The organism is uncultured Candidatus Kuenenia sp., from assembly GCF_900696675.1.
GTDB lineage: Bacteria > Planctomycetota > Brocadiia > Brocadiales > Brocadiaceae > Kuenenia > Kuenenia stuttgartiensis_A.
In genome coordinates this window covers 1-17,115 of record NZ_CAADGZ010000070.1, presented here as the reverse complement: position 1 = coordinate 17,115, position 17,115 = coordinate 1, and the positions used below count along the sequence as shown (strand labels likewise).

The following is a 17,115-nucleotide window of genomic DNA, read 5'->3' as shown; positions in this document are numbered from 1 at the left end:
ATTTTATCCTAATTTTACGACAGGCATTCTCCACTTTAATGGGAAAACAGCACTAAATAGGGTCAAAAACAGGCATAATGCGGGGAGTTGCCCCCATTTTTGAGACAACAAAGTTCATTTGACCCAGTCTGAGAGCGTAGAAATTAGAAGAAAAACTTATGGCTATTCATGTTATAAACCTCCCAGATTTCCTCCGTAGACAATTCCACCCCCTTAATCCCCCGCCAACGGGGGACAGGCTTGCCACACATCCCTTGCAGCTTTCATGCCCTTGTGGGGTTGATCTGGGTGTATTCCCGGTTCTGCCATGTTTTAATGAAACATACAGTAGTATTAACCCCTGGCAGCGTTGTTTTGCCCCAATCACACAAAAGGTTACAAAAAATCGGGAATGCTCCTCTTTCAAAATTTTGATTCATCTTTCAATTGCAACCATCAGTATGCTTTTGTCCCGCATGGTTTTAAATTCCTGCTTTGCCCTGCTATGATAACATCATTAATTTTTTATTGACATATAACACTGTTTTTTAAATAATGCATTAATTGTTTAATAATTATTTTTTATTAGGACTGTTTTTTTATTAGGATTTACTATTTGTCATGCAAACGGTAGAAAAACTTACGGACACATTAAAGAATAACAGGCTTAAAATTACACCGCAAAGATTGATGATTTTCAAAGTATTGGAGAATAACACCTCTCATCCCTCTGCCGAGGAGATTTACAAAAAAGTCAAAAAGGTGTATCCGTCCGTATCTTTTACCACAATTTACAAAACCCTGGAAACGCTAAGGGATCTTGGTGAAATAAAGGAACTCACCATTGATAAAGACCGCAAGCATTATGATCCTGATATTAGTGTTCACCATCATTTTATTTGTTCTGATTGCAGGGAGATATATGACATTCACGAAGCTTTTACCGCCAATATAAAACTTGATGATTCATTAAGAAAAGATTTCTCTGTTTCCGGCTTTCAGATATCTTTCTTCGGCGTTTGCAGTAAATGCAGCAATAGCGACCGTTTTTGAAGCAATTCATCTCTCCGGTAACTTCCCTGAAATTATGAACAGGCATTTCAATATTTTTGTAGAGACGCATTGCATGCGTCGCTACATTAACATCAATAACAGAATAAAGTTGCTGTCAAACCCACCCAAATTCATTTTTTTGCTCATTTCGCACGGTTGAATGGTGTTCTCTCCGTTCCATTTTATACATCTACCGCCAGGATTGCCTTTCTCTTTCCTCACTGAATGTTTCGCTGGCGCGTATAAATTCACAAAAGAGTGCTTTTTTGTGTGAGGAACTATTGCACAGACGCTCCGGATGCCATTGCACCCCCAACAAAAACGGATGGTCTCTGCCTTCAATGGCTTCAATGATTCCGTCAGGTGCACGGGCAGAAACAATTAAACCGCTGCCCGTTTTTTTTATAGCCTGATGATGTGCGCTGTTCACCTCAATGTGTTCTTCTCCCACAACCTTATGGAGCAAGGTATTTTTTTTTATGGTGACAGTATGTGTCTGTTTTTTACCGGTTAGCCTATGATTACAACATTTGGTGTTCTGGCTGGGAATATCCTGAATAAGGGCGCCCCCGCAAACAACATTTATCAACTGAATGCCATAGCATATAGCAAAAACGGGGATCTTTAATTGAAGGGCATGATGTAAAAGGGCAATATCTGAAACTTCTTTGTCAGGATGGATGCATGTCGTGTTTTTATGCCTTGTTTCACCGTACAATTCAGGGGAAATATCATCCCCGCCGGTAAGAAGAAGTCCGTGCATTTTTTCTAAAAGAGAAACAACCTCCTCTTTTTCTCTCGGCACAGGCAATAAAACAGGTATGCCTCCCCCCATGATTATCGCATCGCAATACTCTCTGTATACAAAAGAATGAGGCCGGGTTTTTTCCCAGCGATAATCACAATTTACCGCAATGATTGGCTTCATAACCTTAAGCAACTATCGTAAAGGTTTTGACGAAACAGCAAGGCTCGTTTTTATAGTAATGGGATTAAGGAGAGGGGCATTATAGGCGGGAAACATACGTTGGATGATACAGCGGGAATATTCCTGAAGTGGTTGGAGTATTAATAATGATGGCCGAAATACATTAAACGAAATAAGTTTTCTTTTTTCGCGTACGTTTGTCTCTTATTCATTTTTTACAATATATACCGGCTAAGATCTTCGTCTTTGACAATTGCCTGCAATTTATCATTAACATACTTATCGTCAATAATCACTTCCTTACCCCCTTCCATATCAGGTGCATCAAAGGAGGCGTCCTCCAGCAGTTTTTCCAAAACAGTATGCAGCCTCCTTGCTCCAATGTTCTGAGTACGTTTATTTACCTGCACGGCAATTTCCGTAATAGTTTCAATGGCTTCCTTTTTAAAATGAACCTTTATCCCTTCTGTCTCAAGAAGTGATTTATATTGTTTGAGTAACGCATTTTTTGGCTCTGTTAAAATACGTAAAAACTCTTCCTTCCCCAAATCTTCCAGTTCAACACGAATAGGGAATCTCCCCTGCAGCTCGGGAATTAAATCCGAAGGTTTTGAGACATGGAACGCTCCTGCTGCAACAAAAAGGATACGGTCGGTTTTGACAATTCCGTATCGGGTATTAACGGTGGTGCCCTCTACAATCGGCAAGAGGTCTCTTTGCACCCCTTCGCGGGACACATCAGGGCCCCTGCTTGTTTCGCGCCCCGCAATTTTATCAATTTCATCAAGGAAAATAATCCCAAACTGTTCTGTCCTGCGAATCGCCTCCTGTATCGCCTTTTCCTTATCAATAAGTTTTTCCGCTTCTTCCTGTATTAAAATCCTCTTTGCCTCAGCAACCGGTGCCTTTCTGACCTGTGCCCGCGGCGGGATCATTTTTTCCATCATGTTCTGGAAATCTATCCCCATATCTTCTACACCGGTGACAAATCCCTGCAACACATATGACTTTTCATGTACGGTAAGCTCCACCGTGCGGTTAGCAAGAGCGCCATCCCGCAATTTTTTCCTGAGTTTTTCCCTTGTTTTTATACGCTGGTCTTCTTTTGCCACCTCTTTTTCCTTATCCATTTTCTCAGAATTCTTTGGAGTCGGCGGCAATAGCAGGTCAAGGAGGCGTTCTTCCGCTAGCTCTTCTGCTTTGCCCTGAACATCTTTCACCATCTCTGCCTTTACCATATTAACGCCAATTTCGGTAATATCGCGTATCATAGATTCAACATCACGTCCGTGATATCCAACCTCTGTGTACTTGGATGCTTCGATTTTAAGAAAGGGCGCCTTTACCATAGATGCCATGCGGCGTGCTATTTCAGTCTTTCCCACGCCGGTAGGCCCTATCATTATTATGTTTTTTGGTAAAATTTCTTCACGTAATTCCTCAGAAAGCTGATGCCTGCGCCAGCGATTTCGTATCGCAATCGCCACGGCGCGCTTGGCGCTTTTCTGCCCAATAACATATTTATCAAGCTCCTCAACAATCTTTCGAGGCGTCAATTCCTCCACTTCTATACTTCCTCCACTTTGATATTTTTGTTGGTATAGACACAAATATCCGCCGCAATATTCAACGATTCCGCAACAATTTCTTTCACAGACAACGGAGTGTGTTTTGCCAAAGCGCGGGCAGCAGCAACCGCATACGAACCTCCCGATCCAATGCCAATGATACCGTCATCCGGTTCAATCACATCGCCGCTTCCGGAGATCAGAAAAGAATGCTGTTTATCTACCACCACCAGGAGGGACTCTAGTCTTCTTAATACCTTATCTGTTCTCCACTCCCTTGCCAGTTCATGTGCGCTCCGCAACACGTTACCCTGGTATTGTTCCAGCTTTGCATCAAAACGCTCCATAAGCGCGAAAGAATCCGCCGACGAACCGGCAAACCCGACCAGTACCTTATCATGATACAACCGTCGAATCTTTTTAGCATCATGCTTCACCACCGTGGCTTGCATAGTAACCTGCCCATCGCCGCCTATGGCAACATGTCCGCCCTTTCTCACTGATAAAATTGTTGTGGATGAAATAAACGGTTTCAAAATAAATTCCTCAATGTTTTACCCTAAAATAATTTAAGTTCAAATGGTATCAACAAAACTAAGAGTTATCAAGGGTTTTTCTCTTATGCGACACATTCCCCTTTGCCGGCATTTTACACATAAAAAATGATTGTATGATTTTGTAAAACTAAAGTGTTACATGATTTTTGAAAAGACTTTCGTACAGAATTTGTTATATAATGAAAAAGTTATTTTAAGGTTTTTATCTTTTATAAAGGAGGAGAGAATTATGCTTGCAAAAGATGTTATGAATAAGATAGTTGTTGCGGCAAAAAGAAACACCCTTGGCAGGGATTTAACGGTAAAACTTCTATCAGGCATGTATAGCGGAGTACCCGTGGTGGACGAAAAAGGAAGGGTTATTGGTGTTGTAAGCGAATTCGATCTTCTCAAAGTGATTCAGGCGGGAAAAAAACTGGAACAGGTAACGGCTGAAGAAATTATGACAAAAACCCCTGTATGCGTAAAAGAAGATTCCTCCATAGAGGAAATTATCGACCTTATGACAAAGCACAATATTATCAGGGTCCCAGTAGTAAGGAACGATATGCTTGTCGGGATTATTTCACGGTGCGATATCCTTAGCAGTATGGTAGAACCTGAGTTTGTAACCGTTTGCTACGAATAAGATTGTTCGCAATACACCAGACTCAGCAATCCGCAACCCAAAAAGTAGAGAAGCATGGCCATGCTTCTCTACTTATTTAAAAAAGTTTTTACAGGTAATACCATAGGAAGGCAAAATGGCTGAACAGACTATTAAATTTGATATTTCCGGCATGCATTGCGTTAACTGTGCCGCTACTATTGAGCGAAGGCTGCGTGAAGTAAAAGGTATTACATCGGTACGAATAAATTTCTCCACGGCACCTGCCTGGTCAGCTATGATACACATGCTATAAACAAAAGTAGTATCGCAAGATGCATAAAAAGCATTGGTTATACTGCAAAAGAAAGGATGCGAATGGACCAATCATCAAAAGGGTCCGTTCAGATAGCATGGCTGATTTATAGCATTGCAGCTTCCATTGTAATGATGGTAATCATGTATGTTCCTTTTCCAGGACTGGATAATAAGCACCTTTCCTTCCTGCAGATGGGAATCGCAACAATCACCATTCTTGGTTCCGGTATGGACTTTTTTATCAGCGCCTATAAATCCATTAAAAATCTTTTTGCCAACATGGATGTTCTCGTCTCCATAGGAGTTTTTTCTGCCTTTCTCTACAGCGTCTTTGCCGTTTTCGGCATTTTTGGCGCTTCAGGCCACGCATTTTTTGAAACATCCGTAATGCTGATTGCCTTCATCCGCATCGGAAAGTATCTGGAAGAACGCGCAAAAGGCAGGGCAGGCAAGGCGCTGCAAAAACTCATAACACTACAGGCAGACAAAGCGCATTTGTTGTCCCCTGAAGGAAAGGAAACGAAAGTAAACGCCTCCATACTTAAGGTGGGAGATACGGTTATTGTACGGCCCGGTGAAATTATTCCGGTGGATGGTGAAATAACAGAGGGAACGGCAACAATTGATGAATCCATGGTAACTGGCGAATCAATGCCGGTTGTAAAGAAAAAAGGCGACAGCGTTATTGGGTCAACCATTAACAAAACGGGAGTCCTCATTATAAAAACCTTGCGGGTAGGCGAGGAAACCGTTTTATCTCAGATTATTACTATGGTAGAAGACGCCCAGATGGACAAGGCTCCCATACAGCGGTTTGCGGATAAAGTGTCCAATGTCTTTGTTCCAATCGTTGTCGCTATTTCCATAATAACGTTTTTCTGCTGGTATCTCATATTTTATGACGTCACTCCCACCCTCCCTTTGTATGGGCTTTAAAAACGGCGGTAGCAGTCCTGGTAATAGCGTGTCTCTGCGCCCTTGGGCTTGCTACGCCCACTGCCATTATGGTGGGGAGCGGCATTGGACTCAACAATTCAATACTCATAAAAAAAGCCAGCGCCCTTGAACAGATTGCGCGTATAGACACTATCGTATTTGATAAAACAGGCACTATTACCGAAGGAAGGTTTGGGGTGACAAGCATCTTCCCGTCGGGAAAAATAAATGATAATGAACTGCTCACCCTCACCGCCGCAGGCTGCGCCTTTTCGAATCATCCCCTTTCCCTTTCCGTTGTTGACGAAGCAAGGGCAAGAAATTTTACATGGGATACGGTTCAGGACTTCGAAGAACGCGCCGGCAGCGGGATACTTTGCAAATACAGGGATAAAGCACTGATGATAGGCAATGAGTCGCTTATGACATCAAACAATATCAATATTGAAGACTTACGAAACAAAGCAGGGGAGTTGGAATATAGGGGAGAATCCATTCTCTACGTCTCTTACGACAATGTCTGCAAGGGCATGCTGGGGCTTGCGGATACAATAAAACAAAACGCAAAGGACGTGGTAGCGTCATTACAAAAAATGAATATACGTGCCGTAATGATTACAGGAGATAACGAGCCTGCGGCAAATGCCGTCTCTTCCGCGGTAAACATAAAAGAATACCATTCGAAAGTTTTGCCGGGAGAAAAAAGGGACATTGTAAAAAACTATCAGGAACGGGGAATGAAGGTGGGAATGGTAGGCGACGGCATAAATGATGCGCCGGCCCTGGCGCAGGCGGATGTAGGCATTGCCATTGGCGCGGGAACAGACGTTGCAAAGGAGGCAGGCGACATAATACTTATGAAAAATGATATTATGGACATTGTGCGGGCTATCCGGTTAGGGAAAAAAACACTGGCAAAGATACGGCAAAATTTGTTCTGGGCATTTTTTTATAACTCCATTGGAATCCCGGTTGCCGCCGGCGCCCTGTATCCTTTCTTTGGCATCAGCCTTAAACCTGAATATGCCGGACTTGCAATGGCGCTTTCTTCCGTATCCGTAGTAACAAACTCCCTGCTCTTAAAACGGATGTCCTTCCGCTGACGTGTATGATAAATCTTCCTGACCGCTTATTTTCGGAATATTTGCCAATGCTGACTGTTTCATAGCGAGGCGCAGCAGTAACCAGGAAAAGTTACTTAGTTCTGAATAATAAATACTGTTGTTTTTTTGACAAATTCGAAACTCGAATATCGAAATCCGAAAGAAATTCTAATATCAAATTAAAGAAATTAAAAACGAGGTTTGGAACATTTGAATTTGTAATTTTGAAATCGTTTCGGATTTCGTGCTTCGGACTTTGTCGTAAGCTCAATCGAACGATTTAGCAATCTTCAATAAACAAAAACCTACAAAAAAAGATGTTTTTACGGAGTAATATTATAGAGGCATAAGATCCCTTCCTGCTATTTTTGCCCCTAATTTCCACGATACCGAAGTCTGCCTTCTTTCCTTCTTTGTCAATTCCGTATACGCAGAAATCACATCTTCGCCCGATTTAATACAGGCGCATATCGCTTCCGCAGCAAAAAGCCCCGACGACAATGCACATGAAATCCCTTCTCCAAAGGCATTCAAAAACCCCGCGGCTTCCCCCACCAGAAGGATATTGCCCTTCCCCAGATAAAAATTCCCCGAAGCGCACATAGTATTTCCCAGGCAGCTTGTCTTTCGCACCAATTTTTTCAATGCCAGCCCATGTTCTTTCTCCAACATTTCGTGAAATGCATTTAGACAAGGAAGGATTTTAGCCCCCTTTCTTACGGATGTGCCAAACACCTGCAAATCATCCTTTACACTGAACCATGCATACACTTCGCCATATTTTTGGTCAAGGAATCCATGATAAAAATATGGGTCTAAACTGGACTGCCCTTCATAATAATTTTGATATGCAATAAACCATTTCACATTACGCTCAAATGCTGGTGAAAGCATTGCCCTGATACAAGAAACACTTCCCTCGGCGCTTATCAAATACCTGCATTTTGCCTGGCGGATTTTATTTTCTCTGGCATCATAATAATGAACAACAACCGCATTCCCCTCCGTTTCAAACCCTTTAAACACAGCACAATCCATCACTTCTGCCCCGGAATTGCTGATAAGCCAGTAATCGTATTCCGAACGCCATACATTCGGCGCCCCCTCACTATCCTTTGAAAACGGCCAGTCTGAATAATTCCCAAGATCACTCCAGAACCTTACCCCTTTTAACAGCTTTGGCTGTACATAAACGGCATCGGGAATCCTGCCAAAATAGCGTTCGGTGATCTCCTGGGATTTTTTAAAAATAATGCCTGAACATATCTTATATCGGGGAAGTTTCTTTTTCTCCAATACCAGTACCCGGAGTCCCTCGCCGGTCAGCCTTTTTGCAGCAGCAGCGCCCGAAGGGCCTGAACCTACCACTACGGCATCATATATCGCATTCATCTTATACTCGCTTTCTCCAAATAAGTTTCCGGGAAACGATAGTTAACTTTTCCCATCAAAAAAACGTATTTGCCGGAACAGACTTTCAAAGGTAAAATGAAAACAGTTGTTTATCAATTATATATTACATTATGTACTGGCAATAATAAAAAACACTTTGGTTGCGGAATGTGCTTTTTATGGGGAATGTGCCCCTGATTTTCCATTTCTCCAAAAGTCTGAATTGTTACCATAGCATAGCAAAGCCGCAACCGAAAAGAGTTTAACCACAAAGGGCTTGGCGCGGCCTTTGGCCGCAACCAAATTCAAAATACGAATATCGAAATACGAAACAAATTCAAATGACAAAAAACCCAATGCTCCAAACTTTACGTAATCCTCATCTAATCAATGCCTTACGGTTATGCATTTTGAAAAACGAGCATAAAAAACAAGAAGTTGATGGATAGTAGTACAAAGAAAAACTTACAAAAAAAGAAGTTTTTACATGGTAATACCATATCTTACAACTCATTCCGGAGGGAACAAAAATGAAAAAGACGTTCCTTGTATATCGATTAGCGCTTATACCATTTATTTTATTTACATTCTGTAGCGTTATTAACAGTAAGGAGGCACATGCCATGCAGTCAATAAAAGGAAAAAAGGTTGTAATAATTATCGCAAAAAATAATTTCAGGGACGAAGAATTGCTGGAACCAAAGGCAATTCTGGAAAAAAACGGTGCGGCGGTAACAATCGCTTCTTCTTCATTAAAAGAATCAAAGGGGATGTTAGGGGCAAAAGTATCTCCGGATATCCTTTTTACGGATATCGCTGTTGGCGATTATGACGCAGTAATATTTGTGGGGGGGACAGGGTCAAGCGAATACTGGGACAACCCTACGGCGCATACGATTGCCAAAGAGGCAAACAAGGCAAACAAAATAGTGGGAGCAATTTGCATAGCGCCGGTGACGCTTGCAAAAGCCGGATTGCTTAAAGGGAAAAAAGCCACAACATATTCCTCCACCGTAAATGATATCAAATCCGAAGGGGCAAATTACACCGGCGAGGGCGTTGAAAGAGACGGGAATATAATAACGGCAGACGGACCTGCATCGGCAAAGAAGTTCGGCGAGGCCATTGTAAAGGCGCTTCAGAAATAAAAAATATATCCATTTAGGCGATTAGCGCCTCAACATCGACAAAATTTTGTCGATATATCAAAGCGTCTAAATACGAAAGTCGAATGTCGAAATTCGAAACAATACCGAAACTCAAAATTCAAATGTTCAAAACCAAGACCATGAGATGTGTCCGTTTGCTGTGGCCATAAAACCTGCCTGTTTCGTATTTCGTGCTTAGTATTTCGGATTTCCTTTTCGCAGCACTGTCTGCGAAAAGGTTTAGCACCTTATAAGTAATTTCTTTGCACTTTCTGGCAAATAAAGTAGGCCTTTGGTTGCTTTCTCAATGTAGAGCGACGAGCCTCGTCGCTCTACAACGGCAACTTTTAAAAAATCACAATCTGTGAACCCGTAATGTATAATGTAGAGACCCATTGAAGAAGGCTTTGGAAAAGGATTATTTGTAGTAATTTCAGCGGAAGCAACGAAATGAAAATATGTATGTGAAGGGCAGGGAGGAATATGTGGCCTTTTGTTTCCTTTAACAAATTAGTTGATTATATTAGCCAAAAGTCTTAAATTGTCGCAGAATATAAGGGATGCAAAACAGATAATGGCTTTTTCAGATAAGGAGAAACGAATATGAATCCGCTTTTACAACGTATTACCATCGATCAGGGTGTCTGCTTTGGCAAACCCTGCATTCGTGGCACTCGCATCTGGGTATCACTGATTCTTGATTTTCTGTCCAATGGGATGAGTATTGAGGAGATTCTTGCAGAATATCCTCAACTGACGGAGGAAGATGTTCGGGCTGCTCTTGCCTATGGAGCTGAGATGGCGCGAGAACGATATGTTGAAATACCAACCGGGACGACAGGATGAAGTTTAAATTAGATGAGAACTTTGGAACACGAACACAGGAAATTTTTCGTGCAGCGGGACATGACATTCAAACAGTCCGTAGTCAGGAACTCCAGGGGTGTTTGGATCGAAATCTCTATGAGGTATGCTGTAAGGAACAACGTTGTCTGATAACGCTGGACTTGGATTTTGCGGATGTAATCAGCTTTCCACCAGGTTCAGCAAGTGGCATAGTTGTCATTCGTATTCCCCGGAATCCAGGTTTTGCTTTGCTGGAACAACTGGTCCTGCAATTTCTACAATTACTCACTCAAATGCCCGTAGAGAAGAAGCTTTGGATTGTCGAGGTCGGCCGAATTCGGATTCATCAGTCAGAAGCAGGAAAATGACTGTGATAATCAAATAAAGGCGGGGCGGGGGTTTTAACATTTGCCCGCCCCGCGTTGGAGCTTGAGCTTACTTGCCTTTAAGTTCCTGGATGCGTTCTGCTGCTCCTGCGAGCTCTTTCTTCAGTTGGTCACTGTACTCTTCCAACATTTCCTGTTCCTCTTTTGTGGATATGAAACGTCGGAAGAAAGGACGACATCCACACCCGCAGCAGCCACAGCTACATCCCAAAACCCCCGTCATTCTTTGGCTTCCTCCTGGTTTGCAACACATTTTTCATCACCTCCTTCCTATAAAATTCGATATTGTGCTGACCACGTCAGCAAACATATAAAGATAGTAGTTAGGTATTTAAGCATATACTTAATTATAAAATTAAAAAAATTTACCTACTTCTTTGGGGTTGCTATTTCTTTAATCCTTTCATGGACAGTTCTGATTTCATTTTGCAATTCCTTCTCATATTTCCTGAGTAATTCTAAACTTGCTCCACTCAGTTCTTTCTCTTTGAATTTGCCGGTTTCTGAGCATCCACATGTACAAACTTCGTTTAAAATCTGTCGGCAATTTTCTAACGCCTCTTCATCTATGGAATACGGTATCCAGTATCCCTTTCTTTCACTCCTGACAAGACCTGACTGCTTCAATATTTTTAGATGTTGTGATACCGCGGCTGGTGTTATGCCAACCAGTTCTGCAATATTTTTGACGCCAAGCGGCCCCTTGGACTTCAGGAGATCAATTATTCTAACCCGTGTTTCCACGGCTAATACCTTAAAAATTTCGGAAGGTACTAACTTCATTTCTTTATGCGCCTATTCTGTTAAGTATTTTAGTAATAACTTAATTAAAATATTACAAAAGAGCGTGTTTGTCAAGCGCTTTTTTTACAGCAGCAATATTTTTATTTTGGATGCAGATACACGCAGATTATCAGGATTACATACAAAATTGCCAGTGTGTGTCTGAGAAAATCAGCGTCCTCTTTTGATGGAAATAAGTGCCTTTGAAGAAGGTTTCGGGAAGGGATTGTTTGTCATAATCGTTGCGAAGGTAATGAAATGAAATTCCTGCACGAATAAAATTTATTTTCTCGTGGCTGTTTTTGTCTGTCTTCTTTCACTCTCCTTTCGAACTTCTTCGCATGAACGTCGTACAACAGGGTAATTTCCGGAAATAAACATAAATAGCGAATCTGCCATTTTGGGGCGTGTGATGTAATAACAACGAAGCGCTCCATCCTCATAAAAATCAATTATCTTAAGCCTTCGCAATACCGAAAGATGTTGAGAGAGGTTGGACTGTTCAATGTCCAATAAATCCTGGATATCCGTTACACACTTAGCCCCTTCAGCAAGCTCTTCCAATATCAACAATCTGGTTGGATGTCCCAGGATCTTTAAAATTTCCGCTTTGTCTCTTATATCTAATTTATTCATTTGTCATTCCTCTCTTTGTATATTTTACTTGATTGAAATATAATATGATAATATTCTAATACAATCAATAATATTTTCAGGGGTTAGTTTTTTTACATCTGGAGGTTCAAGGGATACTTCAGGTGGCGGTATTTTAACTCAGATAACTTGCTAAAATAAATGAAGAATGGCTTTAGATAAAAAGGGGGAAATTTATGAGTGAAACCATTTCCGATATTGGCGTATTTAAATCCCGGCTCCAGGCGACCTGGGCAGCAGGAAATTTCGGAGAGATTGCAAAATCGTATGAAGATGGCGCAGCAGAATTTGTTGATAGACTGAAGGTCACTCCCGGCCTTAGAGTACTTGATGTTGCATGCGGTACCGGTAATCTTACTTTGCCATGTGCGCGGGCCGGCGCATGTGTTACCGGAGTAGACATAGTTCCTAATCTCCTGGAACAAGGCAGAGATCGTGCGAAAACAGAGGGACTCCTGATCAAGCTTGATGAAGGCGATGTTGAAAACCTTCCCTATCCCGACCACACCTTTGATTTGGTGGTTACGATGTTTGGGGCAATGTTTGCCCCACACCCGGAAAAGACTGCGGCAGAGCTTGTCCGCGTATGCCGCCCTGGCGGACGTATCGCTATGGACAACTGGGTGTCTTCCGGATTTATTGGACAGGTATTCAAGACGACCACCAGTCGTGTTCCTCCACCGCCGGGAGTGCCATCTCCACTTCTTTGGGGAGACGAAGCCACGGTGCGTGAACGCCTGCAGAAAGGCACATCAGCATTAGAGTTTGCTCGATGCATTATATCCTTTAAGTTCCCGTTTGCTCCTGCAGAAGTGGTCGAGTTTTGGAGGCAGTTTTATGGTCCGACACAGCGAGCGTTCGCTGCACTTGATGCCGATGGACAAGCCGCATTTCGCAAAGATCTCGAAGGGCTTTGGACCGCCCACAACAAAGGAAATAGAGGCTCCACTCTCGTTGAGTCGGAATACCTGGTGGTGGTGGCGCTCCGGACATGATCATTTCAACCGCTTGACAACCCTTTTTCTGCCGGGAATATTGCTAACATTGTGTCACTCGTAAAACTCTTCTTGGTTTTCCTGAAAGGTGAAGGCAATAAAATGAAACTGTGGTTATCTTTATTCTCTTTCTGTCTTATTATTTTTATCGCCTTGCATGACGTAGCCTATGCAGATATCGAACAGGTTGGCACTAATGCCCCTGATTTTACACTTCCCAATATCAAAGATAAAAAAAAGACCGAAGATATAAGTGATAAATACCTCAGAGCCCCTTTGCTTGGGTTAGACATGGATAGGGTTGCCGATGCACTTCAAGAGATAAAGCCAGAATCCAACTGGTTCCAGACGAAACCCGAATCAGATAGATACAAAACCATTTTTAGTATTGAATCTATAGCAACGGGTATTGACGTTGACTTCAAAGACGCTACTGCAAAAACTCAAGGCGCCTTTGATTATACGATGGGATTTCTCACACAGAGGATGCACAAGGAGTGGGAACCAACGTACACACTACCCCGGCCGTCGAATGTATTTTCCATCGAAGAAGGTGCGGCAATAACGACAAGGGCAAGGGCGGGTGTTTATGCAGATATGTCAGAGGACTGGACTGTAGGCCTGGAGGTTGATGCATATGGACTGGGAGGTGATGCCGGTACCGGAGATATATGGGGTGTTACCCTGCCGTATTTTTCCAATCCTTTTGCGGGACACTCGAATGACGTCTCACTCAACACGGCCTGGGCGCGGTACCAACCCTTAGATACCACTATGTCCGTAGGCGCCTTCACTCCGCTGCACGTGGGTGATTACGTACTTAAAGGCGAACCCAATCCGACCTTTTACGGACCAGACTATTTGCCCTTTTATGGAGTTAATGTTGTCAGGCGATTTTATAACCCCTTCGTTATTCCATCAACCCTGTACGAGGTATATTTTGCAGAATTACCGGAAGATTCAGATTCTACCAGTTGGGTGGGTGGATTCTACGTGGGAAGGGAATATGAAGATATGAAATTTGGTTTCAATTTTATGAGTCCGTTTAACAGGGGCGCATCAACATCTGAAACAGACTCACCCTTACAGGGTATGGTGGATGGTAATCCGGTACGATGGGAGTCTCCTTACAATAAAACAGGGAAACAGGACGCGTTTGTCCTCGGTGCAGATTACTCGTATAATTTCCTGACGACCTATAAGGCATGGGTTGCCTATGCACATAGTATTTATCGACCGCAATGCGTTCTCTATCTGCCATGTCTTTTTCTCTAGTTGCCTATGCACATAGTATTTATCGACCTATCGGAAGCGATGGAATCGATGTTCATGGAAATCTGTTTAATACGGGCATCAGTGGCACAGTCGGGAGGGTAAGTTTTAACTTGGAAGGCATTTGGGTCGAACCGAAGTATGACCCCTTTGTGATAAAGATGGAAAGACCAGGCGATGTCCAATCTCCTGGTCTCTTTTATGAACTTCCCTATTTCACAACATATGCGGATAGTTGGCAACTCCACGACGCAAAGAAGTATCCGCAAAATAGAGAGGGAGTACGACTGCACCTTGACTATCCATTCCCTGGAATCCTTTCTTTTACAAGGCTTTTTGCAGACATGGATTACTTACGACAGATAGAAAGTTCAAAGGCAGGCAATGTTCAAGAGCCTGGTTTTATAGAGCCTTTCTTTGGTATCAGAACACAGGAAGGCACTGGAAAAAAGGGGAGTATATCTCACGGAGGAATAGGTGTTGCCTCTGATTTGCCTTACAATCATAAGGTCTCCCTGGTATATTCGCTGTATCAATACAGACGTAAAACGGATGATGCCAATAATATGGATTTTGATGTGAATGCTATTTCCCTGACATACGGGATCCCAATACTTTATCGGCTCAGGTCTAAGATGTATTTTAATGTAGGGAATACCTTCTTAGCAGTTGATGGTAAGTATTTCTCTGAATCGCATAATGCAGACTTCTTTCAATCAGCGCCGTTTATGGGAATTGATTATAAGTATCTACGATCGCCTGATACTGTCATATCGTTCTTTGCTAATTCAAGGTATCTTGTACAGAACGACAGAGCAAAGACACTACTCTTGGGTGATTATGATGCCTTTTTTACCAGCTTTGGTTTAAAAATCGAATTTTGAGCATAGACATGAACACCTTTAAAATAATTCTGTTTTTAACAGTTAGTATTATCGCCTCCCATGTTTTGTTGGGTAGTGATGCAGGTGTCACATTTATTGGCCCATCAAATTATATTCCCCGGTTAGACTTGCCCCAAAATATTCCTTTACATAGCGCCGACTCATGTAAAGATTGTCACCGGGAAATTTATGACCAATGGCGGGAGTCCTTGCACAGCAAATCATCGACAAACCCTGTATTTCAGGCATGCTGGACGGCAAGGAATAATCCTCCCTTCTGCTCTAATTGCCATTTTCCCATGCTGGAACAGAAGCCTAAAATATTACGGGGGTTTAAAGAAACTGGCCCTTCGCCTTTTGTCGCAATAAAAAACAAAGAATTTGATGCTATTCTTATGAAAGAGGGCGTGACTTGTGTGGTTTGTCATTTGCGAAATAAAACCATTTATGGCCCCCGAAAGATAAAGGAAGGGGAAGCGCCGCACCCGGTTAAATACGATCCGTCTTTTCAAAAGTCTGAGTTCTGTTATACCTGTCATTCCTGGGGCTTTCCACGGGCAAGGATTAAAAAGACATGCTATACCAGCGATGAGTATAAAAGGTCGGGCAAAAAGGAGACCTGTCAGGATTGTCACATGGAGAGGAAAGAAGGGCTTGCCTCATTGGGAAAGCCAAGGCGTATTTACGGTATGCATGACCAGAAAAGCTCTCGCAGTCCTGAGGAATTAAGAAAAGCGCTTAAAACAGAATTAAAAACGGAAAAGGATACCTCTAAACCGGGAGATAAGGTAAAGGCCGAAATAAGGGTCACCAACACCGGGGCCGGGCATTATGTGCCAACGGGTTGCCCGGTCAGGGCCATTGCTGCCCGCGTGGCGGTGCTGGATGAAAATGGAGAGGAAAAGGGATTAAAGGAATATTTCATTACAAGGACATTCGAGTTTCCCGGATACCCAACGGAGGTGAAAGATGGGAGATTGGCGCCTGGAGAGTGTAAATCATTTTATTACAAATACAAAATCCCACGTGATGCATCCTTTAAAAAGCTAACGTTGCGATTAGACATGATTGAATATTTAATATTCCCCAAGAAGGCTGATGAGGCGCCCATACCTTTCAGCAAGATTACCGTACCTTTTTATTCTACATCGGTGGAAATAATGAAATGAGGAAGTTTGAAATTGAAAAAACTTGATTTAAGAAAAAAAGCTGATCGATTACGAATTCTTGCACACCCGACAAGGCTGGCAATCCTGGAAGAACTTTCCCGTGGAGCTAAATGTGTCACAGACATACAGGATTTGCTTGATGTGCCTCAGTCAAACGTCTCACAGCATTTAACGGCTCTTCGTCATGAACAGATTGTCGATTATCATGAGGACGGCAAACTTAGGTGTTATTACATTACGCGCCCAAAGCTGGTTGAAAAATTGCTTGCATTCTTATCGGAGGAATATCCTGTGGAGAGACGTTCTCCGGAGTCAGTTCACGGAGAAGGAAAGAGTCGGGAAAAGGCGTGCTCTCTTCGGTAGAAAACTTTTATGCATTTTTAGGAGGTAGTTATTGGATGGGTGAAGTGAAAGTTTACTTTGATAATAATGGGTCTTCTCCCTATCGAGTGGGTAAAAATGAGCGAAAATTGCTTTGTGTTAGATATCAGGCAGCATGCAGGCCAAGATTTTGAGTCGAAGATATTCTTCGTCTCGTAGACCGTAAGCTCGGCGTTG

The 17,115-nt window shown here is 42.5% G+C and carries 20 protein-coding genes; 13 read left to right on the top strand and 7 right to left on the bottom strand.

Features of this window, described 5'->3' with window-relative positions; genetic code table 11:
* Nucleotides 1–600 precede the first annotated feature (600 nt).
* Nucleotides 601–1,032 carry a transcriptional repressor gene (locus QZT26_RS11125; protein ID WP_099325759.1) on the top strand — a complete coding sequence of 144 codons (432 nt, stop codon included), beginning with the start codon at nt 601–603 and terminating at the stop codon, nt 1,030–1,032.
* Nucleotides 1,033–1,222: 190 nt separating this feature from the next.
* On the opposite strand, the gene QZT26_RS11120 is transcribed toward QZT26_RS11125, so the two are convergent.
* The 3 genes from QZT26_RS11120 to hslV form a co-directional block, all read right to left on the bottom strand.
* Nucleotides 1,223–1,960, bottom strand: a complete 738-nt coding sequence (locus QZT26_RS11120; protein ID WP_099325760.1) for a gamma-glutamyl-gamma-aminobutyrate hydrolase family protein — start codon at nt 1,958–1,960, stop codon at nt 1,223–1,225.
* Nucleotides 1,961–2,175: 215 nt separating this feature from the next.
* Nucleotides 2,176–3,525, bottom strand: a complete 1,350-nt coding sequence (gene hslU / locus QZT26_RS11115) for an ATP-dependent protease ATPase subunit HslU (protein WP_164995477.1) — start codon at nt 3,523–3,525, stop codon at nt 2,176–2,178.
* A 2-nt stretch (nt 3,526–3,527) separates the two neighbouring features.
* Nucleotides 3,528–4,064 (bottom strand): ATP-dependent protease subunit HslV, encoded by a 537-nt coding sequence (gene hslV, locus QZT26_RS11110; protein ID WP_099325762.1) that lies wholly within the window; start codon nt 4,062–4,064, stop codon nt 3,528–3,530.
* A 250-nt stretch (nt 4,065–4,314) separates the two neighbouring features.
* Between hslV and QZT26_RS11105 the strand changes: the two genes are divergently transcribed.
* The 4 genes from QZT26_RS11105 (at nt 4,315) to QZT26_RS11090 (ending at nt 7,028) form a co-directional block, all read left to right on the top strand.
* Complete coding sequence (locus QZT26_RS11105; protein WP_099327063.1) at nt 4,315–4,713, top strand: CBS domain-containing protein; 399 nt, start codon at nt 4,315–4,317, stop codon at nt 4,711–4,713.
* A gap of 115 nt (nt 4,714–4,828) precedes the next feature.
* Nucleotides 4,829–4,987 (top strand): heavy metal-associated domain-containing protein, encoded by a 159-nt coding sequence (locus QZT26_RS11100; protein ID WP_164995476.1) that lies wholly within the window; start codon nt 4,829–4,831, stop codon nt 4,985–4,987.
* Nucleotides 4,988–5,049: 62 nt separating this feature from the next.
* A complete protein-coding gene (locus QZT26_RS11095; protein WP_164995475.1) occupies nt 5,050–5,925 on the top strand; it encodes an HAD-IC family P-type ATPase in 876 nt (291 codons plus the stop codon).
* 17 nt (nt 5,926–5,942) lie between these two features.
* Entirely contained in the window at nt 5,943–7,028 is a 1,086-nt protein-coding gene (locus QZT26_RS11090; RefSeq protein WP_164995773.1) for a heavy metal translocating P-type ATPase, read from the top strand.
* 336 nt (nt 7,029–7,364) lie between these two features.
* Here QZT26_RS11090 and QZT26_RS11085 read toward each other — a convergent pair whose 3' ends face one another.
* Nucleotides 7,365–8,420, bottom strand: coding sequence for an NAD(P)/FAD-dependent oxidoreductase (locus QZT26_RS11085; RefSeq protein ID WP_164995474.1), 1,056 nt, complete (start codon nt 8,418–8,420; stop codon nt 7,365–7,367).
* 530 nt (nt 8,421–8,950) lie between these two features.
* On the opposite strand from QZT26_RS11085, the gene QZT26_RS11080 reads away from it, so the two are divergent.
* The 3 genes from QZT26_RS11080 to QZT26_RS11070 all read left to right on the top strand — a co-directional run bounded on the left by QZT26_RS11080 (nt 8,951) and on the right by QZT26_RS11070 (nt 10,782).
* A complete protein-coding gene (locus QZT26_RS11080; protein ID WP_295102162.1) occupies nt 8,951–9,568 on the top strand; it encodes a DJ-1/PfpI family protein in 618 nt (205 codons plus the stop codon).
* A 603-nt stretch (nt 9,569–10,171) separates the two neighbouring features.
* A complete protein-coding gene (locus tag QZT26_RS11075) occupies nt 10,172–10,414 on the top strand; it encodes a DUF433 domain-containing protein (RefSeq protein ID WP_099325767.1) in 243 nt (80 codons plus the stop codon).
* Nucleotides 10,411–10,782, top strand: coding sequence for a DUF5615 family PIN-like protein (locus QZT26_RS11070; protein ID WP_295102158.1), 372 nt, complete (start codon nt 10,411–10,413; stop codon nt 10,780–10,782). The genes QZT26_RS11075 and QZT26_RS11070 overlap by 4 nt, the downstream gene beginning before the upstream one ends.
* 67 nt (nt 10,783–10,849) lie before the next feature.
* Here QZT26_RS11070 and QZT26_RS11065 read toward each other — a convergent pair whose 3' ends face one another.
* From QZT26_RS11065 to QZT26_RS11055, 3 genes are all read right to left on the bottom strand, one after another.
* On the bottom strand, nt 10,850–11,053 hold the full coding sequence (locus QZT26_RS11065; RefSeq protein WP_164995473.1) for a hypothetical protein: 204 nt from the start codon (nt 11,051–11,053) through the stop codon (nt 10,850–10,852).
* A gap of 116 nt (nt 11,054–11,169) precedes the next feature.
* Entirely contained in the window at nt 11,170–11,583 is a 414-nt protein-coding gene (locus tag QZT26_RS11060) for a metalloregulator ArsR/SmtB family transcription factor (protein WP_099325769.1), read from the bottom strand.
* Between the two features lie 282 nt (nt 11,584–11,865).
* On the bottom strand, nt 11,866–12,219 hold the full coding sequence (locus QZT26_RS11055) for a metalloregulator ArsR/SmtB family transcription factor (RefSeq protein WP_164995472.1): 354 nt from the start codon (nt 12,217–12,219) through the stop codon (nt 11,866–11,868).
* A gap of 194 nt (nt 12,220–12,413) precedes the next feature.
* Here QZT26_RS11055 and QZT26_RS11050 point away from each other — a divergent pair, with 194 nt between their 5' ends.
* The 5 genes from QZT26_RS11050 to QZT26_RS11030 all read left to right on the top strand — a co-directional run bounded on the left by QZT26_RS11050 (nt 12,414) and on the right by QZT26_RS11030 (nt 16,920).
* A complete protein-coding gene (locus tag QZT26_RS11050) occupies nt 12,414–13,232 on the top strand; it encodes a class I SAM-dependent methyltransferase (RefSeq protein WP_295102152.1) in 819 nt (272 codons plus the stop codon).
* 102 nt (nt 13,233–13,334) lie between these two features.
* The gene (locus QZT26_RS11045; RefSeq protein WP_295102149.1) at nt 13,335–14,507 is read left to right on the top strand and encodes a hypothetical protein; all 1,173 of its coding nucleotides are present in this window, start codon (nt 13,335–13,337) and stop codon (nt 14,505–14,507) included.
* A complete protein-coding gene (locus QZT26_RS11040) occupies nt 14,492–15,388 on the top strand; it encodes a hypothetical protein (RefSeq protein ID WP_295102146.1) in 897 nt (298 codons plus the stop codon). Before QZT26_RS11045 ends, QZT26_RS11040 begins: the two co-directional genes overlap by 16 nt.
* Before the next feature lie 8 nt (nt 15,389–15,396).
* Nucleotides 15,397–16,557, top strand: coding sequence for a multiheme c-type cytochrome (locus QZT26_RS11035; RefSeq protein ID WP_099325775.1), 1,161 nt, complete (start codon nt 15,397–15,399; stop codon nt 16,555–16,557).
* A 12-nt stretch (nt 16,558–16,569) separates the two neighbouring features.
* Nucleotides 16,570–16,920: a metalloregulator ArsR/SmtB family transcription factor gene (locus tag QZT26_RS11030; RefSeq protein ID WP_099325776.1), complete on the top strand. Its 351-nt coding sequence runs from the start codon at nt 16,570–16,572 to the stop codon at nt 16,918–16,920.
* Nucleotides 16,921–17,115 lie beyond the last annotated feature (195 nt).